This is a genomic window from Arthrobacter sp. 18067, assembly GCF_902706295.1.
Lineage (GTDB): Bacteria > Actinomycetota > Actinomycetes > Actinomycetales > Micrococcaceae > Arthrobacter.
On sequence record NZ_CACSJJ010000001.1, the window covers coordinates 354,786 to 379,847 of the forward strand.

21 protein-coding genes are annotated in these 25,062 nt (G+C 63.8%); 6 read left to right on the top strand and 15 right to left on the bottom strand.

Annotated features, from left to right (window positions below; genetic code table 11):
- Positions 1–46: 46 nt before the first annotated feature.
- The 3 genes from GVL04_RS01530 to GVL04_RS01540 are packed head-to-tail and all read right to left on the bottom strand — an operon-like array spanning position 47 to position 4,047.
- Entirely contained in the window at positions 47–2,185 is a 2,139-nt protein-coding gene (locus GVL04_RS01530; RefSeq protein ID WP_159698480.1) for an iron ABC transporter permease, read from the bottom strand.
- A gap of 12 nt (positions 2,186–2,197) precedes the next feature.
- Positions 2,198–3,178: an ABC transporter substrate-binding protein gene (locus GVL04_RS01535; protein ID WP_159698483.1), complete on the bottom strand. Its 981-nt coding sequence runs from the start codon at positions 3,176–3,178 to the stop codon at positions 2,198–2,200.
- Positions 3,179–3,222: 44 nt separating this feature from the next.
- Positions 3,223–4,047, bottom strand: a complete 825-nt coding sequence (locus GVL04_RS01540) for an ABC transporter ATP-binding protein (protein WP_200846710.1) — start codon at positions 4,045–4,047, stop codon at positions 3,223–3,225.
- A gap of 103 nt (positions 4,048–4,150) precedes the next feature.
- Between GVL04_RS01540 and arfB the strand changes: the two genes are divergently transcribed.
- Complete coding sequence (arfB, locus tag GVL04_RS01545; protein WP_159698486.1) at positions 4,151–4,570, top strand: alternative ribosome rescue aminoacyl-tRNA hydrolase ArfB; 420 nt, start codon at positions 4,151–4,153, stop codon at positions 4,568–4,570.
- A 66-nt stretch (positions 4,571–4,636) separates the two neighbouring features.
- Positions 4,637–5,038 carry a RidA family protein gene (locus tag GVL04_RS01550; RefSeq protein WP_159698489.1) on the top strand — a complete coding sequence of 134 codons (402 nt, stop codon included), beginning with the start codon at positions 4,637–4,639 and terminating at the stop codon, positions 5,036–5,038.
- A gap of 24 nt (positions 5,039–5,062) precedes the next feature.
- On the opposite strand, the gene GVL04_RS01555 is transcribed toward GVL04_RS01550, so the two are convergent.
- Both GVL04_RS01555 and GVL04_RS01560 read right to left on the bottom strand, forming a co-directional pair.
- Positions 5,063–5,449: a nuclear transport factor 2 family protein gene (locus GVL04_RS01555; RefSeq protein ID WP_200846711.1), complete on the bottom strand. Its 387-nt coding sequence runs from the start codon at positions 5,447–5,449 to the stop codon at positions 5,063–5,065.
- Positions 5,450–5,503: 54 nt separating this feature from the next.
- Positions 5,504–6,130 (bottom strand): TetR/AcrR family transcriptional regulator, encoded by a 627-nt coding sequence (locus GVL04_RS01560; protein ID WP_159698495.1) that lies wholly within the window; start codon positions 6,128–6,130, stop codon positions 5,504–5,506.
- Between the two features lie 188 nt (positions 6,131–6,318).
- Here GVL04_RS01560 and GVL04_RS01565 point away from each other — a divergent pair, with 188 nt between their 5' ends.
- The 4 genes from GVL04_RS01565 to GVL04_RS01580 all read left to right on the top strand — a co-directional run bounded on the left by GVL04_RS01565 (position 6,319) and on the right by GVL04_RS01580 (position 12,458).
- A complete protein-coding gene (locus tag GVL04_RS01565) occupies positions 6,319–7,644 on the top strand; it encodes an MFS transporter (RefSeq protein WP_159698498.1) in 1,326 nt (441 codons plus the stop codon).
- Between the two features lie 39 nt (positions 7,645–7,683).
- A complete protein-coding gene (locus GVL04_RS01570) occupies positions 7,684–8,955 on the top strand; it encodes a glycoside hydrolase family 1 protein (protein ID WP_159698502.1) in 1,272 nt (423 codons plus the stop codon).
- A gap of 73 nt (positions 8,956–9,028) precedes the next feature.
- Entirely contained in the window at positions 9,029–11,308 is a 2,280-nt protein-coding gene (locus GVL04_RS01575; RefSeq protein ID WP_159698505.1) for a family 78 glycoside hydrolase catalytic domain, read from the top strand.
- A gap of 82 nt (positions 11,309–11,390) precedes the next feature.
- Positions 11,391–12,458, top strand: a complete 1,068-nt coding sequence (locus tag GVL04_RS01580) for a quercetin 2,3-dioxygenase (RefSeq protein ID WP_159698508.1) — start codon at positions 11,391–11,393, stop codon at positions 12,456–12,458.
- A gap of 61 nt (positions 12,459–12,519) precedes the next feature.
- Here the strand turns inward: GVL04_RS01580 and GVL04_RS01585 are convergent, their stop codons facing one another.
- From GVL04_RS01585 to GVL04_RS01630, 10 genes are all read right to left on the bottom strand, one after another.
- Positions 12,520–13,758: a DUF3500 domain-containing protein gene (locus tag GVL04_RS01585; protein WP_159698511.1), complete on the bottom strand. Its 1,239-nt coding sequence runs from the start codon at positions 13,756–13,758 to the stop codon at positions 12,520–12,522.
- Positions 13,736–15,463, bottom strand: coding sequence for an FAD-dependent monooxygenase (locus GVL04_RS01590; RefSeq protein WP_327785609.1), 1,728 nt, complete (start codon positions 15,461–15,463; stop codon positions 13,736–13,738). The genes GVL04_RS01585 and GVL04_RS01590 overlap by 23 nt, the downstream gene beginning before the upstream one ends.
- On the bottom strand, positions 15,460–16,317 hold the full coding sequence (locus GVL04_RS01595) for a fumarylacetoacetate hydrolase family protein (protein ID WP_159698514.1): 858 nt from the start codon (positions 16,315–16,317) through the stop codon (positions 15,460–15,462). Before GVL04_RS01595 ends, GVL04_RS01590 begins: the two co-directional genes overlap by 4 nt.
- A 90-nt stretch (positions 16,318–16,407) precedes the next feature.
- Complete coding sequence (locus tag GVL04_RS01600) at positions 16,408–17,262, bottom strand: alpha/beta hydrolase (RefSeq protein WP_159698517.1); 855 nt, start codon at positions 17,260–17,262, stop codon at positions 16,408–16,410.
- 98 nt (positions 17,263–17,360) lie between these two features.
- Positions 17,361–18,338, bottom strand: coding sequence for an alpha/beta hydrolase (locus tag GVL04_RS01605; protein ID WP_159698520.1), 978 nt, complete (start codon positions 18,336–18,338; stop codon positions 17,361–17,363).
- Complete coding sequence (locus GVL04_RS01610) at positions 18,335–19,345, bottom strand: alpha/beta hydrolase (RefSeq protein WP_235036120.1); 1,011 nt, start codon at positions 19,343–19,345, stop codon at positions 18,335–18,337. Before GVL04_RS01610 ends, GVL04_RS01605 begins: the two co-directional genes overlap by 4 nt.
- A 52-nt stretch (positions 19,346–19,397) precedes the next feature.
- Positions 19,398–20,405 carry an ABC transporter ATP-binding protein gene (locus tag GVL04_RS01615; RefSeq protein WP_159698526.1) on the bottom strand — a complete coding sequence of 336 codons (1,008 nt, stop codon included), beginning with the start codon at positions 20,403–20,405 and terminating at the stop codon, positions 19,398–19,400.
- The gene (locus GVL04_RS01620) at positions 20,402–22,441 is read right to left on the bottom strand and encodes a dipeptide/oligopeptide/nickel ABC transporter permease/ATP-binding protein (protein ID WP_159698529.1); all 2,040 of its coding nucleotides are present in this window, start codon (positions 22,439–22,441) and stop codon (positions 20,402–20,404) included. Before GVL04_RS01620 ends, GVL04_RS01615 begins: the two co-directional genes overlap by 4 nt.
- A complete protein-coding gene (locus tag GVL04_RS01625; protein ID WP_159698532.1) occupies positions 22,438–23,391 on the bottom strand; it encodes an ABC transporter permease in 954 nt (317 codons plus the stop codon). Before GVL04_RS01625 ends, GVL04_RS01620 begins: the two co-directional genes overlap by 4 nt.
- Before the next feature lie 54 nt (positions 23,392–23,445).
- Complete coding sequence (locus GVL04_RS01630; protein ID WP_159698535.1) at positions 23,446–25,002, bottom strand: ABC transporter substrate-binding protein; 1,557 nt, start codon at positions 25,000–25,002, stop codon at positions 23,446–23,448.
- Positions 25,003–25,062 lie beyond the last annotated feature (60 nt).

Consider the following 25,062-nt stretch of genomic DNA (forward strand, 5'->3'; position numbering starts at 1 on the left):
TCCTATGTGCTGGTGGCCAGTGCCGGCAGGGGGTGCATCCGGTGACTCAGAACGTCCGGTCAACCCTGGAGCGCCACAGCAGGAACACGAAGTAAGGTGCGCCCACCAGGGCGGTCATGATGCCGGCAGGGATCTGGGCCGGCGCGATGACGGTCCTGCCGATCATGTCTGCGAACATCACGGTGCAGGCGCCAATAAGTGCTGCCACAGGCAGAACGCGCGAGTGCCGTGCTCCCACCAAGGTCCGGGCCGCATGTGGTGCCACCAATCCGACGAAGGCAATCACGCCCACGGACGAGACAGCACCCGCCGTGAGCAGGACAGCCACGGAAAGCAGGAGCAGTCGCGAACCGGAGAGTCCGATGCCGAGCACCCGGGGCGAATCGTCGTCCACCGCTATCAGATCCAGGTCGCGCCTCATACCGGCCAGCAGGGGCAGCGAAACCAGCAGCGCAAGGAGAGGCGGCAGGACGGAGGCAAAGTTGCGGCCATAGGTGGAACCTGACAACCACGTCAGCGCCTTGGTCTGGTTGAACGGGTCCGTACTCACCAACAGGACAGTGATCATCGCGGCCAATCCCGCGGAGACGCCGATGCCAATCAGCACCAATCGGTTCTGTTGAAGCCCGCCTCGGAATGCCAGCCCGAAGACCAGCAGCGCGGACAGCGCGGCTCCCCCGAGTGCGGAGCCGGTGACCACCCACGAACTGGCCGTCGGGACAGTGGTGATGACGATGATTGCTGCGAGCCCGCCACCGCCGGATACGCCAAGAATGCCGGGCTCGGCGAGGGAATTCCGGGATACCGCCTGGATCAATGCGCCGGCCAGCGCCAAGGCGGCCCCGGCAAGGACCGCAGCCACGACGCGCGGCATACGGGTTCCCAGCACGGCACTGACACGGTTTCCGGACTGGCCAGTGAGCCAATTGATGAGGTCGCCGAGCAATAGTTTCGCATCACCCAGCAAGGCCCCGGCCACCAGGAGGCCGGTCAGCAGGACCAATAGGCTTATCAGCACAGCCAGGAAGAACCGCCGCGAACGAAGCCGCGCCAATGTGTCTCCGGCAACGCTCAGTCCGGAATCGGACATCCTCATGGCCAGGATCACCAGGAAAGCAGCACCAAAAACCGTGGTTACCGCACCGGTCGGCACCTCCACACCGGCCTGTGCACCGAACAACCCACGAACCAGGACGTCAGCGCCGATAACCACGACTGCACCGGCCAGCCCGGAAATGGGAAGCAACGCCCTGTGCCTGCCCAGGCCACGGAGGCGGGAGGCCAGGAGCCGTACGATCGCAGGGGCGCAGAGGCCCACGAAACCAATCGGACCGGCGATCGTTACCGCAGCCGCAGACAGGACAACTGCAAGCACGACGGCGCCAACCCGGGCCAGGCGCGGATCCGCACCGGCCAGCCGGGAGGCGTCGTCGCCCAATCCGAGCAGGTCCATCCGGCGGGCCAAAAGAAGCAGGCCGGCGATGGCCAGAAGGATTACCGGCGTGAACTGGGCCAACTCATCGGTACGCGATTGCGCCAGGCTCCCCTGGCCCCAGGCATAAAGACCGGTGGTTTCCTGGCTGAACAACAGCAGCAGTGCACTGGTGGCGGAATGCAGGCCCAAGGCAAGGGCAGTGCCCGCCAGGACCAGCCGGATGGGGCCGCCGTTGCCGTTGGCTCCCCCGCCGGACAACGCCAGTACCAGGATCGCCGCGGCGAGGCCGCCGATGAAGGCAACACCGCCTGAAAGCAGCGACGGGAGAGTCAGCCCAAACGCAGCGATGGCCACGATGGCGAAGTGCGCGCCGGCATTGACTGCAAGGGTATCGGGAGAAGCCAGGACGTTGCGGGTGGCCGACTGCAGTGCTGCACCGGCCACCCCCAAAGCGACGCCGACCAAAAGGCCAGCGAAAAGTCGCGGAATGCGCGAGGCGACCAACACTGCGGTGTCTTGGTCCGACCCACTGCCTGTGACCAGCCCCAGCAACTGGAGAGGGCCGACGTCGGCCGTTCCCTGGGTGAGGTGGATCAACGAGAAGACAGCCAGGATAACAATCCCGAAGCCAGCCACCAGGAGCGGTCCAAAGCGGCGGCGTGACTCCTGTCCTGTCGGGGCGGCGGGCACGGGAGCACCCGCCACGGCCGTGGGAACGGTCATGGCGGGCCTCTTCACAGTGTCAGTCATGGTGCGGAGGTACTACTTGGTCAGGGAAGCGACGATGGCGTCGACGTACTGCGTCATCGAAGCAGGGCCGCCGAACATCCAGATACCGTCGGCGAGGCGGTGCACCTTGCCCGAAGCGACGAACGGAAGCGACTTCCAGACGGCGTTGTCGGTCAGCTGCTCAGTGAAGTCACCGTCGGCGCTGTTGGTGATGTAGACGAAGTGGTCGGCGTTGACGGCGGTGAGGCCTTCCACGTCCGTCGAACCCAGGCCATATGCCGGGTCACCTTCGACTGTCCAGGGGTTGACGAGTCCCAGCTCGGTGTTGATATCGGCCAGCAGGGAACCCTTGGTGAACGGGCGGATGGAGACCTTGCCATCAGCCACCCAGCCGTCGGCGAACGCTACGCGGGATCCACCCAGGCCAGCCTTTTCGAGGTCAGCCTTGCCCTTGGCGACGGCGGCATCAAAGGCTGCAATGGCTTCGTCGGCCTTCTTTTCGGTGCCGGTGGCCTTGGCGACCAGCTTGAGGTTATCCTCAGCCTGCGCGATCTGGCGGCTGCCATCGGCGGACTTCACCACAACCACCGGGGCAAGCTCTTCGAGCTGCTTGATGACGGGTTCCGTCAGGTCACTGGTGGCCACGATCAGGTCCGGATCCAGCGACGCGATGGTGTCGAAGCTGGGCTCATTGCGGGTTCCGATGTCCGTGGGGGTGCTGTCCAGCTTGCCGGCGGTAACCCAGGCGTTGTAGCCCTTGACGTCCGCAACGCCCACCGGCATGACGCCGAGGGTGGTCAGGTTCTCCACCACGTTCCATTCGGTGCCGACCACGCGCTTGGCGGGACCGTCGAGCTTGACCTCGGTGCCGCGGGCATCGGTCACGGTGATGGCTTCGCCGGCACCGGCAGTACCGGAAGCCTGGCTGGCAGGGCCTTCGGTGGTGCCGCAGCCAGTGAGCAGGACTGCCAGGGCAGCAGTTGCGGCCAGGGCTTTGTGGATCTTCATGGACACGGGGTCCCTTTCGTGTTGGGGTGCTTATGTTGTGTTGGAGGTCTTCAGCTGCCGCTGTGACGTCCGACTGCGCGGGTCCGCAGCCGTCCGGTGAGAGGGTCAGTGTGGGTCACTATGGGGATTGAATAGACGTCGCTCAAGAGCGCCGCGTCGAGCGCTTCGTGGGCGGGACCGGCCGCTGCAATCCGGCCCTCCGAGAGGACCACCACATGATCGGCCAGTGCGGCGGCCTCATCGAGGTCGTGCAGTACGACGCCGATGGCCACACCGTGGACGCGGGCGAGATAGTGCACGAGATCGAAAATTTCCACCTTGTAGCGCAAGTCCAGGTGGTTGGTTGGTTCATCCAGGAGCAGCACCGAGGTGTCCTGGGCCAGGCAACTCGCCAGCCACACCCGCTGCAGCTGGCCACCGGAGAGTTCGTGGACGCCCCGATTGCCCAGCTCGGCAACGCCAGTGAGCGCCATGGCGCGGTCGACGGCGGCAGGACCCTCAGGATCGGCAGCGCGCCATCGTCCGCGGTAAGGATGGCGCCCGAACTCGACCACGTCACGAACGCTCAGGCCATGAGGTACCGGCCGGCTCTGCGAGAGCAACGTCACATGCCGGGCGAAGTCGCTTCTCTTCATCATGAGCGCATCCGATGCCTCGCCGCTTTCGGGCCGGACCGTCACGGAACCCGACGAAGCCTCATGAAGCCGCGCGAGTGCGCGAAGCAGGGTGGATTTGCCGCTTCCGTTGGGACCCACCAGGGCGACGATGCGCCCTGGCTCAAGGCGGAGACCCGCGCCGTGCACTACGTCCCTGTCCCCATAGCGGAGGACCAGGTCTGTAGCCTCGAGCCCGGAGAGTTCACTCAGTTCAATCACAAAATGAAAGATTAGCTTAGCCTTACCTAATTTCTAAAAACGTGTCATGGAATGTCAGCGGGACCGTTGATGGCGGACACACAGAACGTGCGACCCTTGTTCCATGGACTTGGAAATCTCCCCTTCGTTGACGGTTCCCGCGTCGGAATTGGCTTGGCGGTTTTCACGTTCCTCGGGGCCAGGCGGCCAGCATGTGAACACCACCGACAGTCGGGCGGAGTTAATCTGGGATCTCGCGGCTTCCGCGACGCTGACGGATGAGCAGCGGCAGTTGCTGCTCAAGCGCCTGGGACGAAAACTTGTCGCGGGGGTCATCACCGTCACGGCCTCCGAAGAGCGATCCCAGCTGCGCAACCGTGAAATCGCGCTGGCAAAGCTCGCGGAACTCATCACAAAAGGCCTCGTCCCGGAGACCGTTCGGCGCGCTTCCAAGCCCACGCGCGGCTCGGCCCGCCGCCACCGTGCCGCCAAGGAACTCAGGTCGGCAACCAAGCAGCAGCGACGCCGGCCTTCCGCCGAATAGGCAGCGACCCAAATAGTGCAGCGGGCGGCACTGTTGGCCGAGGCCGAGCGATGGGACCATACAGGAATGGCACCCATCCAGCGCATCCGTCCGGAAGGGCTGGTCTCCAGCCCCGTCTTCAGTCATGTCGCCGTGGTTCCCCCCGGCGCAACCACCATCTACGTCGGCGGCCAAAACGCCGTTGACGCCAATGGCAAGCTCATCGGAGAAGGTGACGCTGCCGCGCAGTCAGCCCGGGCCCTCGAGAACGCCAAGACCGCGCTTGGGGCGGTGGGCGCAGGCGTCGGCGACGTGGTCCAGTGGACCGTGCTCTTCGTCGAGGGCGCCGACCTTGCAGCCGGGTACGGGGCAATTGCAGCCGAGCTCGCCTCTGACGAGCCGGCCCTGGTGACCGCGGCTTTCGTCAGCGGACTGGGCGTGCCCGGCGCCCTCGTTGAGATCAGCGCGGTAGCCGCCGTCGATCACTAAAAGTTCGGACTGTAGCCAACGCGGCTAGCCGCTGGTGGTGTCAACCCACTGCGAGCGCCATTCCGGGGCCTGGAAAGCTTCGCTCCAGTACGCCGTTTCCTTGGCAATCCGGCCGTCCCGGAACTCGAAGATGAACACTGTCTCATAGCTCGGTCCGCCATAGTCGAGCAGCGCTTCGGCTACCACCAGGTTCCCGCTGCTGAGGAGGCGACGGGGCGTGATGGTGGGGAGTTGGGGAAAGGCGTTGTAGATGCCCCTCCGGTTCTCAGCGCCGCGCACCACTTCGCCCGATTGCGGCCAGTGCATCACGGCGTCGTCGTGGAACAGCTCATCCATGACCTCGATGTGGCGATCGTTAATGCACTCGATCAGCCGTTGAACCACTGTTTCGTTGATGTTTTCTTCAGCCATGATGCGCATTGTCCTCCTGGGGGCCGGTTCGCACCACGGATTACTGGCCGTGGATCAGTTCTTCTTGACCAGGTCCATGTATGCCTGGAGATGTTCGGCCATGTCCACTGATTCGTCATAGAGCCAGGCAAGTTGGATCCCGTCCACCAATGCAGTGATTTGGCGGGCAAGGACCAATGGTGCGAAGCCCTCCCTGAGCCGGCCGGCGGCGAGTTCGCGTTCCAGCTCGGAGTGGACCGAGTCGACGAAGTCCTTGTTGCGCCGGAGGAGGAAGTCGTGGGCAGGGTGGTCGGGGCTGATGGCTTCGGCGCGCAGGGTTGCGTCAAGGTGGATGACGCCTCGGATTCCGGCGTTGTGCCGCATGACGGCAGGCACGGTTTCCAGTAGCCCCTTCTCACTGATGAGTTCCTTGCGCCACGGACCCTCGCGCTCTTCGCGGAGGACGAGTACGGCTTCCAGTAATGCTTCCTTGCTTCCGAAGTGATGAAGGAGTGCGGTGTGGCTGGTGCCGACAGCCTCCGCTATCTGCCGTATGGATAAGCCCAGGTACCCCTTTTCGGCAAAGACCTGGAAGGCGGCTTCCACCAGCTCAGCGCGCTTCTTTGCACCGTTCGCGTAGGGCGCGCGCTTGCCTGTGCGGCCCGGGGTGCGGGCGTGCTGTTCACGTGTTTCCTGATCCATGTGACGACCTCCTTGAGACGAGGCTATCAAGTTTCTTTTCCACTTTGGTAAAGAAATCTTCATGAAAGTATTCCAAAGTGGTCAATGTTTAGTTAGCGTTACAGGAAGACATCACCGGCCAAACCCCAGACGGTCCGGTTTCTGGTCACAAAGAGCCAATGGTGGCTCTGGTCCAAAGGAGGATTTACATGGGTGACCCCACAACCCAGGCACAGGTCATGGAACCTGCCGGGCGCGCAGCACCAGCCAAAACATCCGCAACAGCAGCCGCCACGCCGCCGTCGAGCGCTGCACCGCAGCAGCCGTCCACGAAAAAGACCATGGCTCTGGTCCTCGTCGCCGCGCTGGGCATGTACATCATGAGCCTGACCCTTGGCACCGCCCTCTCGTTGCGCCTCGCAGCAGTTGATCCGGCAGCCAAGGAGACCAGCTACGGCATGGCTGTTTCCATCAGTTCACTGCTTTTGCTCGTCACCATCCCGCTCACCGGCGCCCTGTCCGACCGCACCGCGGGACGGTTCGGCCGTCGTCGTCCCTGGATCATCGGCGGGCTTGTCCCTGCCCTGCTCGCTGCAGCGGTCATCGGCACGGTTCCCTCCACGCCTGTCATCGTCGCAGCGTACGTCGTCGCGTTGGTATCGGCCCAAGCTGCTTTCAATGCCTACGCGGTTATCCCCATCGAAGCACTTCCGGACAACAAACGCGCACGTGTCATGGGTGCCATGGGCATGGCCGGCGCACTGGCGATGTCTGCGGGGTCCTACCTTGCGGCGTGGCTGGTGGATGCACCGCTGCTCATGATGTGCGTCCCCGTACTGCTGGCACTTGTGTGCAGCATTCCTCTGCTGGTGCTCTACAAGGACCCGGCAAAGACCCGCGCCGAACTGCCGCCGCTGGACCTCAAGGGCCTGGCAAAGTCGTTCCTCGTGGATCCGCGAAAGCACCCCAACTTCGCGTGGGCATGGGTTTCACGGTTCCTGGCCGGTATTGCGATGACGGCATTGTTTGCCTATTTCATCTTCTTCCTGATGGACGGCCTCGGCATGCCGATCGCCGAGGCCGGCAAGAGCGCCGGCTTGCTGACCTTGATTTCGGCCCCTGTCAGCATCCTGTTCTTCACTGCATCCGGTTGGATTTCCGACAGGATCGGCCGTCGTAAGCCATTTGTGGTCGCTGCGGCGCTCCTGATGGCCACGGCTCTTGTCCTTGGTGCCACGTCAACGTCCTTTGAACAGTTCGTGGTGGCATGGATCGTCTTCGCCATGGGCCAGGCAATGTACCTCACCGTGGACCTCGCACTGTGCGCAGCTGTCCTTCCGGATGCCCGGGACACCGGCAAGGACATGGCGGTCTTCAGCCTCGCACTGAGCATTCCCAACATCATCGTTCCTGCGGCTGCCCCGGCAATCCTCGCCCTTGGCAGCGGCCACAACTATGGCTTCCTCTGGTTCGCGGCTGCCGCGCTGTGTGCCTTGGGCAGCATCACCGTCACGTTCATCAAGGGTGTCCGCTAAGTGCGGGCCGCCCATTTACAGACCCAAAAAGGAAAACACATGACCACTTCGCAGTCCTTCCCCAACGGCTTCCTCTGGGGAGTCGCCACCGCCGCACACCAGGTTGAAGGGAACAACGTCAACAGCGACACCTGGTTCCTGGAGCAACTGCCCGGCACGATCTTCGCTGAGCCTTCCGGCGACGCGATCGACCACTACCACCGCTACCGTGAGGACATCGCACTCATCGCGGGCCTTGGATTCACCACCTATCGCTTCTCCTTGGAATGGGCACGGATCGAGCCTGAGGAAGGACAATTCTCGACGGCCGCACTCAACCACTACCGACGCGTCCTGGAAGCGTGCCACGAGCACGGCCTGACTCCCGTGGTGACGTTCCATCACTTCACCTCGCCGTTGTGGCTGCTTGCCGCCGGTGGTTGGGAAGATGCGGCGACGCCGGAACGCTTTGCCCGCTATTGCCACCGCGTCACCGAGCACCTTGGTGACCTGATCGGCGTCGCCTGCACCCTCAATGAACCCAACCTTCCATGGTTGCTGAAGGAAATTGGCATCGGCGGCGGTCCTGCCGAGAACCGTGGCCAAGTGCCGATCTGGGCGGCAGCTGCGGAGCGTCTCAACATCGAGGCATCGCGGGTCGCCCCCTTCCAGTTCACGGTCTCCACAGCCGGCTTCGATGTGAAACTGGCAGCGCACCGAGCCGGACGTGATGCCATCAAGGCGCGCTACCCCGGGTTGATGGTTGGTTGGACGCTGGCCAACACGGACATTCACGCCGCAACGGGCGGCGAAGCCAACGCAGACCGTATCCGCCGCGAGGTCAACGAGCGCTTCCTGGAAGCCTCCCGCGGAGACGACTTCGTGGGCATCCAGACATACGGACGCACCGTGTTTGGAGCTGAAGGCCTGGTTCACGCCGAGGATGGAGTTCCCACAAACCAGATGGGAGAGGAAATCTACCCGGAGGGTTTGGAAGCGACCATCCGCGAGGCTGCCCGCATTGCACAGATCCCCGTCATGGTCACTGAAAACGGCTTGGCAACCGAGGACGACAACCAACGCCTGGAGTATCTCCGCACAGCGGTCGCCGGTGTCGCATCCTGTCTGGCGGACGGCATCGATGTCCGCGGCTACATCGCCTGGACTGCTTTCGACAACTTCGAATGGGTGTTTGGCTACGTTCCCAAGTTCGGCCTGATCTCGGTTGACCGGGCAACCCAGGAGCGTACGCCCAAGCCGAGCGCCCACTGGCTGGGTGGCGTGGCACAGAGCAATGGTGCCTCGATGGACCTCGCAATCCAACCGGCATAGACGGGCTGGCCTTACCCAGCCCGCAACACAACAGTACTGTCACCGAACCCGTAACAACCCTGGAGATCCACTGATGACCACCTGGCAAGCCCGCATGATCGCTGCAGACAAGGAGTTCGACGGCGCCCCGCTGCTCCGCGGCGAGTTCGATCTGGACGACGGCCACGGCGACGTTGAGTCCGCTACCCTGTTCCTCTCGGCGCTCGGCATTGTTGAGGCATGGGTCAACGGTGAACGTGCTTCCGAGGACCTGCTCACGCCGGGTTGGTCCAGCTACGAATGGCGGGTCCGGTACAGCGAGCTGGACGTCACCCACCTGATAGGCCCGACGACGGTCATTGGGCTGGCGCTCGGAAACGGCTGGTACCGGGGGCGGCTGGCGTGGTCGGGTGGATCCAAATACTACGGCGAGGAGCTCGGTGCCTTCGCCGAGCTTCGGGTTCGTTTTGCCGACGGCCATGAACAGATCATCGGAAGCGACGATTCCTGGACCGCTGGGCCCTCTGCCACCACCGCCAACGATCTCTATAACGGCCAATCCATTGACGCGCGCCGCTTCGACGACAGGTGGTTGGCGCCGGGCTTCACCTCCGGTAAATGGTCGGCGGTGCACGTGCTCGACGACGACCTCGGCCGCCTCGAGCCTTACATCGGCCCTCCGGTTCGCCGCCAGTTGGAGCTGAAACCGGTCAAGGTGTGGACATCGCCGGCCGGAAAAGTACTGGTGGACTTCGGACAGAACATGGTGGGCTGGGTGCGTGTGTCCGTGAACGGACCTGCCGGTGAGGTGGTCACCATCCGCCACGCGGAAGTCCTGGAAGAGAATGAACTGGGCACCAGGCCCCTGCGTTCGGCCGAGGCCACGGATCGGTTCACACTCTCCGGCGGCGATGACGTCTTCGAGCCGACACTTACCTTTCATGGTTTCCGCTACGCCGAAGTTGAAGGTTGGCCCGGCGGCGCCGACGCCCTTCGGGACCTGGGCGGCCTGACCGCCGTCGTTATCAGTTCGGACATGAAGCGGATCGGTCACTTCACGTCCTCTGATCCGCTCCTCAACCGCCTTCACGAGAATGCGGTGTGGGGCATGCGCGGCAACTTCGTAGATGTGCCCACGGACTGCCCGCAACGCGATGAGCGCCTCGGCTGGACCGGTGACCTGTCAGCGTTTGCACCAAGCGCCGCTTTCCTGTTCGACAGCCGGGACTTCCTTCGCGACTGGCTCCGCGACCTAGCCCTCGAACAGAAACACGACGGCGACTTGGTCCCGTTCGTTGTCCCCAACGTCCTCAAGTACATCGAACAGCCGGCCGAGTTCGGGGCCCCGGATACGGCAGCTGTGTGGAGCGATGCCGCCGTGTGGGTTCCCTGGGCGCTGTGGGCGGCTTATGGGGACAAGCGCGTGCTTGAGGAGCAGTTTGAGTCCATGACCGGGCACGCCCGTCGGCTTCGGAGCAAGCTTTCGGCCAACGGTTTGTGGGACACCGGCTTCCAGTTCGGCGACTGGCTCGATCCCGATGCTGCCCCGGACCAGCCGTGGGCAGCAAAGGCCGACAAGCATGTGGTGGCAACGCTGTGTGCGTTCCGAACAGCGTCGTTGGTGGCCGCGGCCGCAGCTGTCCTCGGAGATGAGGGCGCTGCAACCGAGTTCGGCGAAATGGCAAAGGAACTCCGGGCAGCATTCACCGAGCACTACGTTTCCGGCGGCGTGATCACCAGCGACTGCACCACTGTCTACGCTTTGGCAATCGTGTTTGGAATCCTCGGCGATGCCGGCCGTGAGTTCGCGGGGAACCGCCTGGCCGAATTGGTGGAAGAATCAGGTTTCCGCATCTCCACAGGGTTTGCAGGCACACCGTTCGTTACGGACGCGTTGACGGATACCGGCCACCTCGATGAGGCCTACCGCTTGCTGCTCCAGACCGAGAACCCGTCCTGGTTGTACTCGGTCACCATGGGCGCCACCACTATCTGGGAACGCTGGGACTCGATGCTTCCCGATGGCAGCATCAACCCCGGCGAGATGACCAGCTTCAACCACTATGCGCTGGGCGCCGTGGTGGACTGGATGCATCGGACCATCGGCGGCCTGGCACCGCTGGAACCGGGATACCGCCGTATTCTGATCGCGCCGCAGCCAGGAGGCGGACTGCAATGGGCCGAATCCAGGGTGGAAACGCCGCTGGGCTTGGCAACTGTCCGCTGGGAACTCCTGGACGGGCGCCTCGACGTCTCTGTCACGGTGCCCGACGGCAGCGAGGCCGTTCTGCGGCTTCCCGGTGCGGACGAGGAAATCATTGGACCAGGACACCACCAACGAACCGCCTCGCCGGCCACGCTCACCTTTCATTGAGTGAAAACCCCAGGCACGGCCAACGCCCGATGAGTAAAGCTTGAACCAGGTATTAATGCCGACGAAGGAAAGAAGGAACCACATGTCCCTCAGCGTCGAGGAAATGAACACAACACTTCCCGTGGCCAACACGTTGCCAGGCGAAGCCGTCCCCTATTACATGGCATCGGGCGAAGGCGCGCGGTACGAGATCAACGGCCAGTTGGTCACGGTGATCGCCCGGGCCGCGGACACTGGCGGGATCTTCAGCGCCGCGTACATCTCAGGCGGCCTGGGTGCCGAGTCTCCCTTCGTGACACATTCCATTGAACACAAGACGCTGTACGTCTTCGACGGAATCCTCCATGTCTGGCTGCCCGGTGAAAGCCGCATCCTGACCCCGGGAGACTCGGTAGTCATTCCTCCCGGCACGCCCCACGCTTACCGGGTGGCCAGCCACTACACACGGTTCCTTAACTGGATGACGCCAGGTGGCGCTGAAGCCTACTACGAGCGGGTAGGCACGCCCATCGACTCCCACGTTCCGCCCGTACGAGCCGGCCACCGGCTGACCGTGCAGGAACAAGCTGAAGTGGGCGCCGAGTTCGGGATCACTTTCCCTGACGTCGAACGCGTCCAGCCGAGCTTCCAGCAGAACGCCGGCCTGCCGTCGTCGCTGAGCCCGTACTTCCTCAGCGCTGGCGAGGGTGAGCGGCTTGTCAGCTACCAGACCATGTTCTCCTACCTCTCACGGCCGCAGAACACGGGCGATAACTACTTCGCAGTTCACACCAAGGGTGCCAAGTCCCCATACATCCCGCTGCACTTCCACTCCGAGCACACCGAGAACTTCCTCTGCACGGAGGGCCGGATGTTCCTGTACGCCAACGGACGGGAAATGCTGCTGACCAAGGGCGACTTCGTCCACGCGCCGGCCGGCACCATCCATTCCTTCGCCTTCGATGCCCACAACACCCAGATGGTGGGCTTCCTGACGCCTTCGGTCTTCAACGGCTTCTTCGAGTACTTCAACAAGCCCACCGAAGACTACATCTACACAGAAGGCGGCGAGCCGTACATGGACATGGAAGGTTTTGGCCGCGCCCAGGCCGAGATGGACCTGACCGTGGTTGGACCTCCCCCACAGCGACGTATCGCCTTGGACATCTAAGGCTGGATGCACGAAGGCCCGGATCCTTTCAAAGGATCCGGGCCTTCGTGCATTCACCTGCTTAGTTGGTGCCGTACTGATTCACCAGCGCCCGGCCGTAGTCGTTGCCGTTGGGGGTGCGGACCACAGTGTGCATGTGGAACGGCGCGGGTTCCTCGTTGTCGAGGAAAACTCCGGTGTGGTGATCCAGTTCCAGGATGGCCACTGGGCTCTGGAGGCGGAAGTAGAAGGGCTCCCCACTGCGCCAGCCGCCGATCCAGGAGAACCAGGTGTCCGCGTAGTGCTCCCGGATTTCCCGCAGGCGTGCGGCCCTGGGGCCGGCGGGCAGGTAGGCGATGGAGTCTTCCACGATCTCGTCCAGGAGTGCCAGCGCCGCCGCTGGCATGGTGCCCACCAGGATGCCCTCGTAGGGAATGACCCTGTTGTCCTGGAAGCACCCAGCCAGATGACGTTCATCCCCGGGATGCAGGCGCCCTTCAGGCATGGCCGGGTCCTGCATATGCTCGAAGATGACGGCCCCGGCACGGAGATCGTCCGACAAAGCGGCCATCAGTTCCCGGGCCCATTGGATGCGCTCCTTGAACACCTTGACGCCTTGGTGCGCCCCGTCGTCGACGATGTCTGGTTCCGCCCCGAGGAAGACCGGTGTCATCACCAACTGGCTGCCGGCCACCAGGCAGTTGAGGGCCACGTGGTGACCGAACAGCTGCCAACCCCAGGGATCCGATTCGGACGGTGTGCCGTAGAGGGCAAAGTTGTAGCTGTACTCGTTCATGAGCAGCGGCAGGTCTACCAAGTCACCGAGGAAGCCGTTGATACGCATCAGGTTCCGGGCCAGGGCATAGCCCTCTGGACTCAGGCTGGCCTCGACCACGGCCAGGGCGGCATCGCAGACGGCGGGGTCGAGTTCGTCCAGGCGCAAGCCGGTATCGTGCTGCATGAATTCCGGATTGGCCCAGCTTTGCCATTCGAGGGCGTCCACGGCGTAGTTCAGCCGCTCCCGCTGGGCGGTGGTCAACAACGCCAGCAGCTTTGCGGCTGCGGCCACCATGTCCGACGTCGGGGCCTCCTCACCGGGTTTGGCTTGGCTGAGGGGGTACAGGCCTTCACGGACGGTGCCATCGCAGGTCACCCCCACAAACGGCGCCGGGTACAGCTTCTTCCACCCCTCGATCATGGGTCCGGCAAAGGAATCGTCCTTTGCGGCCTCTGCGTAGGAGCGTGCATCCAGGCCCCGGAGCTTCGCTACGCGGGGATGGTCCCGCGCGTAGAGGTAGTCACGAAATGACGGCGTCGGCATGTGCGGCCTCCTTGGCTTTCAGTGATGCAGGCACGTTCCAGCCCGCGGCGATGCTGAGGGCGTGTGCCGCTGCTTCGGCGGACGAACCGCGCCATGCAACGTGCTGGTCGGGACGGACAAGGACAGCATCGGCGGCCCACAGCTCTGCCATGGGAATTCCGTTGCTGCCCGGTCCGAGGGCGAGCACGGTCACCGGCACATCCGGGCCGCCGGCAGTCGCCGCCACAACAGGAGCGTAGGCATCCTTCGCAGTGGCGCCAGCCAGGGATCCAGCGTCGACAAGCAGCGTGAAACCAGGACCCAGGACGTCATAGATCGAGGTTCCATCCTCCAGCCACGCATGCGGAAGCAATGCACCCGGGGAGGCAGAGGGCGTGTACCGGATGGGATCTTCGGCGGGTACAGGAGAGCCATCGGGGACCACCAGGGGCGACCCGGAATAGCTGTACCCGAGGACAAGGCCCAAAGAGTCGAACTCACTTTGCTTCACGCCCAGTGCGTCGTGGGCGCTCACCCTTGCGGCGTCACCTTCGGCTCCTTCATGTTCCAAGGCGGGATCCGCGAAGTGGTAGGCAAGGGCCTTGCCGTTGGCGGCAGCATCGGTGATGGTCCGCTCGGCAACGGGTCGCCGCTCAAGCCCATAGCTGTCAAGCAACTCCGGCCCGGCCCAGCCGTCCATCGCAGCTGCGATCTTCCACGCCAGGTTCGCGGCGTCTCCGATGCACGTGTTGAATCCGTGCCCACCCCACGGCGGGTTCTGGTGGGCTGCGTCTCCCACGAGAAAAACACCGTCCCCGCCGTAGGAAGGCGCCAGGAGCATCCGCGCTGTCCAAGGATCTGTGGCGACCACGTCAACATCGACGTCGGCCCCCACCAAGGAACGAACCAGTGCCACGGGATCCAGGTCCTCTGCACCTGCTGAACCGTCCACGCCCTGAATGATGGCCCACCACGTCTGATCCATGTCCATGCGCCCCACCATGCCTGCCGTGCCTGGGCCAAGGACCCAATACTGCACTGCGGGATCCAGGCTGATGGTGTCGGCCAGGTCTTTGGAGCGGAAAAGGATGCTGACGTTGGACAGGGCTGCCGATCCGCCTTCGAGTCGGATACCCAAGCCTCGCCGCACGGTGGACGATCCGCCGTCGGCTCCGGCCAGGAACCGGCTGCGGACCGTTCGGCCCTGACCCGCAGCGTCAACCACGGTAACGTGCTGCCCGTGCGGCGCAGCGGCGAAGGACTCCACGCGCAGTCCCGTCAGCATGGTGGCATGCGCGGAGGCAGCCACGGCTTCACGAAGTACGGACTCCAACACCGGCTGCGGAACCTGTTGCCCGCCTTCGGGTTGAGGTCCGTAGCGGCCGGCTACCAACTGGAAGGCGTTGGAAAAACGGCGGATCTCCCGGCCAGTCAACGAAGAACAGAAGATGACGTCCTGCGCGAACTCCACGGGAAGAGGTGCCGCGTTCCGCAGCGCCGATGCCAGTCCAATCCGGCGCAGATGCGTCATGGTGCGAGCATTGGTGGTCTTGGCCCGCGGACGGTCCTGGTCAAGAGAGGTTCGCGGCTCAATCACCAGGCTGCGGATCCCCCGCTGGGCCAGGTCAAGGGCCAGGAACAGTCCGCTGGGTCCGCCACCGGAGATCAGCACGGGAATCTCGTCCGGAACGTCGTGCAACCGCGCGTCCTGAATGGCGCCCATCATGCCCTCGCCCGGATGGACGGTTCACCGATGGGGGTCACCAGGGTTCCCAGCTTGTCGATCTCGACCTCCACGGTGTCGCCGGCCTGCAGGAGCCACTGCGGTGTCCTGGCATAGCCGACGCCTTCGGGCGTACCGGAGGCAATGACGTCCCCCGGGTGAAGCGTGAACGTCTCGCTGATCAGCGAAATGATGGACGGCACCGGGAAGATCATGTCCCGGGTATTGCCGTTCTGGACTTCAATGCCATTGACTCTGGTGCGGACCTGAAGGCCATCGCGCAGGTCGCCAACTTCGTCACGGCTGACCAATGGGCCGAGCGGGCCCGTGAAGTCGCCGTTCTTACCAAGTGTCCACTGGGAGGTGAGTTTCTGGGCCCGGCGGGCAGTGATGTCGTTGAAGGTGGAGTACCCGAACACGGCCTCCGCCGCCACAGACTCGTCTGCGGACTCGACGCGCTTGCCGATGTAAGCGGCCACTTCGCCTTCCCAATCCAGGCCGTCTTCGCCGCCTGGTACTGGAACGGGGAAGTTTCCTACGGACAGGGATGCCGTCCAGCGCCCGAACAGGGTGGGATACGCCGGCAGCTCCTGGTCTTTGTAGCTGCCTTCGGCTGCGTGGGCTTTGTAGTTGAGGCCAACGCAGATGACGCGGGCCGATGCAGGAACCAGCGGGACCTCGGTGACATCCTGTCGCAACTGGCCGGCTGCGGCGTCTGCGATGACGTCCGGTGCCTTCTCCTGCCAGCGGGCCGCGTCGGCCCAAAAGTCCGTGACGGACGCCAGCGGGAAAACGCGCTCGCCGCTGAGGGCCGCAACCCAAGTGCCGCCGTCGTGGTTGATGCCTATGTACTGCATAGTGGGCCTTTCAGCTTCGCCCGGAGGCGTTTATTGGTAGAAGGGCACGGCAAATTACCCCAAGGGTGCTGCCGAAACGGGTTCGTGAAACTAAGGGAGACCAGCCTGCTGCCGGAAGAACGAGACCGTGGCAGCCAGCGCCGCCTCAGCTGCCGATGAACTGCCGTCCGGAAGGGACCACATATGGTCCGCATCCTCGATCAGGAGAAGCTCGACGGCGGCACCGGCGTTGTCGAGTTCACTCGCCAGGGATTGCGACTGGGCCGCGGGAACGAAGCGATCAGCCGTGCCGTGGATCAGCAGGAAGGGCGGGGCGCCGGCGCTCACGTAACTGATGGGGCTTGCGGCAGAGGCGAGGTCCGGGTTGTCGGCCAGAACGGCGCCAACCAGCAGCTCTTCGCGCGAACCAGGATCGCTGGAGCGCGCGACGGCGTTGGGCAGCGCCTGCGCCCCCATGCGGTTCAGGTCCGTGGGCGGGTACCAAGCGGCAACTGCTGAGACACTGCTCCCTCCCTGCTGGCCGGCTCCAGCAAGACCCACAAGGCTGGCAAGGTGGCCGCCCGCTGAGTCGCCCCAGGCATAGATGCGGCCCGGGTCCACACCGTACTCATCGGCATGGTTGCGGAGCCACCGGACCGCGGCTCGGGCATCATCCATTTGTGCAGGGAAATGGGCCTCCCCGCTCAACCGATAGTCGGCGGAAGCCACCACAAAGCCTGCGCCGGTGAGGACCTCGAACGGGGTCAGCCCGAACCCATCACACACAGGACCCAGGGAGGACCGCCCACCTACGCGCCAACCGCCGCCGTGGAAATGGACGATGGCGGGCCGGTCCGTTGCGTTCTCGTGGCTGGCCGGGAAGTACAGGTCCAACAGCAGGGGGCGTGAACCGTCGTCGCCGGTCCGGGCGAATTCAACGCCCTTCAAAACGCGACCATCCGTCATCGTCGACTCCCTCTGTTGCCTTCGCCGGATCTTCAATGTTCCGGCCTGCTCATCCAAGAATGTCGGACCTGGGGCCTGACCTGAACTGGTGATTCCAATCATTGAAACCGCGTCGCTGACACCAGTTCCGCCGCGAGGAAGGCCAAGCCCCGCTGCACGATGCCCATGGCGGCAGAGTGATTGAGGTAGCCGTGGGTGGCCCCTTGCTCCAGGCGGAACTCCACAGCGACTCCTGCTCCCCGAAGACTGGCCGCGTAGAGCTCAGCCGAACCGCGCAGGTCGTCATATTCGCAGGCGAGGATTGCTGCGGGCGCCATTCCGGCGGGATCTGATTCACCGGGTACCGCATATGACGATGCCATGCCGACAGGTCCGCCGACATAGTTTTCCATCATGGCCGCGCAATCATCGGCGGTGAAACGGAGGATGCGCGGAAGGGAGGACAACACGTCCGAATGCTCCTCGAACGGCGGCAACGCCGCGTGCAGCAACGGATACGCCAGTAGCATCTTGGCTGGCTGAAGCTCTCCGATGTCCTTGAGGTACATGGCTGCTCCTACGGCCAGGTTGGCGCCGGCGCTTGCCCCTCCCAGGCACAGCCTGTCCGGATCGATTCCATAGTCACGGGCACAACGAACCGCCCAGAACCAAGCGGCGAGGACGTCTTCGTGCGGTACCGGGAAGTGCACGCCCTCCCGGGCAAGGCGGTAGTCCACGGAAAACACCAATCCACCGCTTCGCTGAGCAACTTCGCGGGCCAGCTGATCGGCCTCCCGCATGTCAAGGTCGCCGCCTGCGAATCCACCGCCGTGCAGCCACACAAGGCCGGGAACACCGGAGTCGGGATCACCGGGCTTTCCTGGAACCGCAGTTCCATAAACGCGGATGGGCACCGGACCATTCGGCCCGGGTGCGAGGACTGCATGGATAGGCATCTCCGGGACCGAATAGTCCAAACGGCCACCGCTGAAGGCCTCAAGCCTGTCGGGTCCGGATGGTATGGAAAGCAGTTCTGCGAAGGTTTCCACCCCGGCCACGTGCTCCATGACGCCTGCGAGCTCGTGATCCAGGCTCATGGCCGGGCAGAATCAGCGGATTCCGGGCTTTGTCCAGGCTCGGCAGGCCCGCCCAGGCCAAATTCGCCCCGGAAGTAATCGATGCTTGTCGCCAGGATCCGGTCCAGTTGGTCTTCGGCAAAGAAGAAGCAGTGATCAGCGCCCGCAACGGTGATGAGTTCGTGTTTGACGTTGGACTTCCTGAGCAAATCGGCCAACAGTTCACTCTGGGCCAGGGGCACCAAACCGTCGGAGTCACCGTGCACCAGAAGGAACGAGGCGGCCTCGCCGGTGACATAGTTGCTGGGGCTGGCCGCGTCCAGGGCTGCAGGGTCAGTTGAACCACCTACCAGCATGGTCTCCGGACGCACCGACACACCATCGGGCACGGCGGCCAGGAGTGCCGGTCCCATGAAGTCGTTGGCCGCGGTCATCGGGGGCATGTCGTTCAGCGAGGACACGCCGTAGAAGTCCACAACCGCGAGTACCGAACTGGGCTGGCCCTGAACTCCCAAACCACCTTCGAGCTCTTCCCGGGATCCGGTGAGTCCAAGCAACGCCGCCAAGTGTCCGCCTGCCGATTCACCCCACGCACCCATCCTGTCCGGGTCGATGCCCAGCTGGCCCGCGTGGTGCCTAAGGTACCGGACGGCGGCTTTGATGTCGTGCAGCTGGGCCGGGAATGGAGCTTCCAAGGAATGCCTGTAGTCCACAGTTGCGCATGCGATGCCTGCCTCGTTCAGAAGCCGGAACACAGAGTCGGGCTCGAAAGTTGGGGGTAGTTCCCTCCGGTCTCCCAGCTGGAAAGCGCCTCCATGGATCCACAGCACCAGCGGGACGACTGTTCCTGCCTTCTTTCGCGGAAGCCAGATGTCCATGGAGAGGCGGCGGAACCCGACGGCAATCGCATAACTAAGTTCCCGATGGACCAGCGAGTCAGCGGACACTTCCACGGGCCGGCCCGGGGAATGGAAAGCCGGAAATGGAGGTGGCGTGGGCGTACGGTGTTCAGCGGTTTCGAGTGTCAAGACGTGCTCCTGAAAGATTCGGGGATAGTGGTCGAGTCGGTCCTGGGTCCGCTCAGGCGTAATGGCAGGCAACATCCGCTTCGCCCACCCGTCGCAAGACCGGCCGCTCAGTGGCACAAAGCTCAGTGGCCAAGGGACAGCGCTGACGGAAGGGACACCCACCCGGCGTTGCTGCGACAGCCGCGGCGGTCCGGACACCGAGTGACTCGCGGACGGCGCGGCGCTCTGCCTGCTCGGCGGGCCGCGGGACAGGTGAAGCGGCCACCAGGGCCTGGGTAAAAGGGTGCTTCGGGTTCTCGGTCACGGCCGCGGCCGGACCGGACTCCATGACCTGTCCCCGGTACAGCACCACAACGCGCTGGGCGAGGAACTGGACCACGGAGATGTCGTGGGCAATGAACAGGTAGCTCAGGCCCAGCTCGTCCCGCAAATCCGCCAAGAGGTTAAGCACCTGTGCCTGCGTGGACAGGTCCAGGGCGCTGACTGCTTCGTCGCAGACCACCAGCTTGGGCTCGCAAATCAGCGCCCGGGCAACGGAAATGCGTTGCCGCTGGCCGCCCGAGAATTGACTGGGGTACCGGTCCACGGCTTCCCGTGGAAGCCCGACCCGCTCCAGCATGTCTTCGGCCTTGGTCCGGGCCTCGGGTGCCGGGACGCCGCGAACCCGCAAGGATTCGGCCAGTGAAGCTCCGATGGTCTTGCGGGGGTTCAGGGACGAGTTGGGATCCTGGAACACGGCCCGGAGCTCGCTGCCAATGGCCCTGCGCTTGGACGGATTGGCTTCGGTGATGTCCTCCCCCTGGAACGCAACGGTACCGCCGGAGGCCTTCTGCAGTCCCAGGATCGCCTTGCCGATGGTTGATTTTCCCGATCCCGACTCCCCCACCAGCCCCACAGTTTCGCCGCGCTGGATCGTGAAGCTGACACCGTCGACGGCGGGCTGTGCGGTGGCTGCCTTCCGACCGCGGCCGTAGCGGACCACCAGGTCCTGGACCTGAAGCATCGGCTGGTGCTGGACGGTGGTACCGGCGTCCTGCCTGAGTGGAGTTTCGATGCTCATGCCATGTCCTTTTCGATGATGTCCAATCGATGCCGGGCGGGAACTTCCGCCGGCACCGGGTTTACCACGGGAACGTCGGTTGCCACCCACGCCAGTCCTTCCATGGCGAGTTCGTCGGCCTTGACGCAGCGCACCCTGCCCTCGCCGGATCCTGAAGGAAGCAACGGAACCGGCACTTCGCATGCAGATCCGGCGAACTGGCAGCGTGCGGCGAACCGGCAGCCCGACGGCCAGTCCTTGGGCTGGGGCACCTGGCCTTTGATGGTGGCAAGCCGCTCAGGCATGTCGTGGGCAGAGTTCGCGTGGGGATCCGCAGCCAGGAGGGCAAGCGTGTAGGGATGCCGGGGATCGTCGAGAATACTGTCCGTTGCACCGTTCTCCACCACTTGGCCCGCGTACATGACGGCTACCTGGTCACAGATATCGGCAACAACGCCGAGGTCGTGCGTCACCATGACCACGGACATGCCGGTGTCCTTCACCAGTGAACGCAAAAGGGAGAGGATCTCCGCCTGGACGGTGACATCAAGGGCTGTGGTGGGCTCATCGGCCACCAGCAAGCGAGGCTTCCCGGACAGCGCCAGGGCGATGGCGACCCGTTGGGCCATGCCGCCGGAGATCTGGTGCGGGTAGGTTTTCAGGATGCGTGGGGCGTCAACAATGCCAACCTTCTCCAGCAAGTCCAGGGCCTCGGCCCTGGCTGCGGCCCTGCCAAAGGAGCGCAGTCGCCGGATCGCGGAGGTCAGTTGATAGCCAACGGTAAACATGGGGTCAAGGGCCCGCATCGGTTCTTGGGAGATCAGGGCAATGTCGCGTCCCCGGACAGCTTCCATGTCCTTGTCAGTAGCCGCGGCAAGGTTCTTGCCGTTCCACAGGATCTGGCCCCCGGTCACGGCGACGCCGGAGGGCAGCAACCCCATGAGTGAAAGCGCGGTCATCGTCTTGCCGCAGCCCGACTCGCCAACCAGGCCAAGGACGGTGCCGGGTTCGACGTCGAAGGAGACGTCCGTGACCAGTGGCGTGCCGCCGTCGACCCCTACCGAGAGTCCGCGAACGCTCAGCTGGCCTGCTACCGGAGGATTCTGCACGATTGGTGCTGCCGCGGCAGCGGCGGCGGCTTGGGTGGCCCTCTTCCGCCGGATGGCTGCCGAGGGCAGGTGCGACGCAGTGGCGTTGGGTGCCTTACCCAGGGCGTTGCCGATGGCGTTGGCAGAGAGCACAGTCAGTGCCAGCACCACCCCGGTCGGAACCATCAGCCAGGGGGCGTCGTAGACGTGCTGCGAAGCGCTCTGGATCATTCCACCCCAGCTGGGCTGCGGGAGGGGTGGACCGAAGCCGATGAACGCCAGACCAGCCTGGATGAGCAGGCCTACCGCGAAGATCAGTGCGGATTGCACCACGATGGTGGTGGACAGGCCCGGCAGAACGTGACGGACGCTGATGGCAAGTGGATTGAGTCCATCCACCTTGGCGGCATCCACGTAGAGCTGGTTTTGCAGGGACTTCGCCTGGCCCAGCATCACACGGTAAATACCGGCGGAGATGAGTACGCCCAGGATTCCCATGATCAGTGGAATGTTCGTACCCACGGCGCCGATGACCGCCAGGATGATCACCGTTCCGGGCAGGGACATCATGATCTCGGTAACGCGGCTGATGACGCCCTCCGCACGCTGGCTGTTCGCCGCCGCCAAAGCCATCAGCGTGCCGAGCCCGACGCCGACCATCACCGTGATGAACGAGGTCCCCAGCGTTTCGGCTGCTGAGGCGAAGATGCGGCTGAGGATGTCCCGGCCCAATTCGTCAGTGCCCAGCCAATGTGCTGCTGTTGGACCGGAAAGGACGGCAGTGAAGTCCTGGTCTTCGGTCTTGAAAGGCATCCACCACGGCGCTGTGAGGGAGGCGATGATCATGGCAGCCAGCCACACCGTGCCGGCCAGGCCCGCAGGAGATGCGAGCAAGCGATGCCCTGACAGCTTGGTGAGGGCACTCTTACGCTGGGTGGAGAGAGTAGTTGCCGGGAGTGTGGGAATCATGAGGCACGCAACTTCGGGTCAAGGAATTTGGTGGCGAGTTCGAGCACCAGGTTCACGGCGACCACCACGACGGTGGCGATGACCACCACGCCTTGTACCGCGGGGGCGTCGTGGGTGCTGACGGAGGTCTGGACGGCTTGGCCAAGGCCTGGCATGGCAAACAGCTGCTCGGCAATGACTGAGCCACCGAAAAGGCCGATGAACTGTAACGCGATGCCGGCCACGATGGGGAGGCTCGCATAACGCAGGGCGTGGACATAGAGGATTTTCCACGTGGGGGTTGCCGTGGCACGAAGGGTGCGGATGTGTTCCTGCTGCAAGGCTTCAAGCATCGATGCCCGGGTTTGGCGGGCGATGAATGCGGCACCGCCCACGGCCAGGGTGATCACGGGCAAGGCCAGGGACATCGCCCAATCCTGCGGGGAAACGTCGAACGGTACATACCCCGTGGCGGGAAAGACGGATGACTGGACGGCGAAAAGATAGACGAAAATGACGCCGATCCAGAAAGCGGGGAGGGCAACAAGGAGGCCAACGAAACCGCCGATGAGCTGGTCCAGCAACCCGCCACGCACAGCGGCCGTGACTCCGAGGACGATTCCGAAGACGGCGCTCAGGATGGTCGCTCCGGCGGCGAGGGATGCGGTGACCGGGAGCCTGTTGGCAAGATCGGTAGTGATGGACCTGCCGTCAATCAACGAGTTTCCAAAGTTTCCCTGGGCGGCATCACCCAGCCAGCGGAAGAACTGGACCAGCAACGGGTCATTCCAGCCGAGTGTCTGGTTCAACTGGTCGATGGCGTCCTGCGAGGCGCCTGCACCGAGGGACACCGCCCCCGGGCTGCCCGGCATGGCGTGGACCAGCAGGAATGCCAGCACCGCCACCACCAGCACGGTGGCAAGCGCCATCAGCAGGCGCTTGGTGATGAACATTGCCATGGTGACCTCCATTGGTCGGACCGGACGCCAATCCCCTGAAGGACTGGCGTCCGGTCTATCGGTGGATCAGTTGGTGGGGGCGTAGGACGAGAGCAGCGGGTATACGTTGGTCCCGGCAAACTTCACCTGCTGGACCTTTTTGGTGTTGTACCCCTGGTTGGTCAGGGACTCGTACAGCGGGATCATCCAACCGGACTCCACCAAGCGGGTGTTGACCTTGGTCAGGGCTGCCTTCTTGGCGGCGTCGTCCTTGGCCGCTGCGGCCTCGGCGGTTGCCGCGTTCAGCTGATCATCCGTGGCCTTCTGGACGTTGGTGAAGCCGCTGAGGATCGCCCCATACATCAGGCCGACCGGGTTGTCCCAGCCCAGCGGGGCATAACCCAGCGGGGTGGTTGCCACTGCGGCAAATGCTTCATCAGTGGAGGCTGCCAGTTTGACGTTCATGGTGATCCCGACGGCTGCCAGGTCTTTCTGGACTGCCTGCAGATCCGTCTGCGTCTGGGCGCTGGCGATGATGGTGAAGTCGAAGCCGTCGGCATAGCCTGCCTCAGCCAGCAGGCTCTTTGCCTTGGCAGGATCGTAGGCGTAGGTGGTGTTCAACTCTTCAGTGAAACCTGCCGAGTCCTTGGGCAGGGCGTTCCACGCCGGGATGTCACCCTTGTGCAGGGCATCGACCAGTGCCTGTCGATTGATGGCGTACTGGAAGGCCTGGCGGACTTTTTCGCTTGCGAAGGCCGGCGCGGTCTTGCCGGTCTTGTCGAACGAGATCATGGTCTGGACGGTTCCACCGATCTGGGATACTCCCACACCCTTGGACTTGGCGAAGTCCACCGTGGGCGAGGTCAGGGAAGCAACGTCTGCCTGCCCGGAAACCAAGGCGTTCGCCCTGGCTTGGGGATCCATGATGACGCTGAACGTGATCTTGTTGTACGGGTACTTGGAAGCATCAGCGTTCTTGTCGTTCTTGGTGAACACGTACTTGTTGCCCTTGACCGTGGTGGCGCTGTCCAGCGTGTAGGGGCCCGAGCCATCCGGGGTGGTCGCCAGGCTGGCGGTGTCAGTGACCGCGTTCTTTCCCACGATCATGCCCAACGTGGAGGTGAGGTTCTTTTCAAAGCCTGGCTGGGCCTTGGCGAAGGTGATGGCCACCTGGGTGGGAGTCACCACATCAACGGACGTAATTTCCTGCGCGCCACCCTTGGCCACGGCCGAGTAGGCGCTGAGGGCAGTGTCACTGCGGCGGTCGAGATTGGCCTTAACCAGTGCGGCATCCAAAGTGGAACCGTCGGTGAAGGTCACGCCTTCCTTGAGGGTCAGGGTGAGGACAGTGTTGTCGGCGTTGTAGCTGAATTCCTTGGCGAGTCCCGGGCCGACGCTGCCATCGGGCTGCAGCGTCATCAGGTTTTCGTACAGGCCTTCGAAGAACTGCCGCTGGGCATCTGAAACACGCAAGGGGTCGTAGCCGAACGATGCACTGTCGCTGTCTGTTGCGATGGTCAGCGTGCTCTTGTCCACGGTGGACGTGGCAGCTGTACCGCCGCCGCAGGCTGTCAGGGATCCCAAGAGGAGCGCCCCGGCCAGGACGGCCGCGCTCCGACGTGCAGGTGAGGTGAGGAGATTCATGTGCTGCGCCTTCGCATTCGTGAGAGAATCGTGAGTCGAGATGTGGGACCGGCGGCCTGA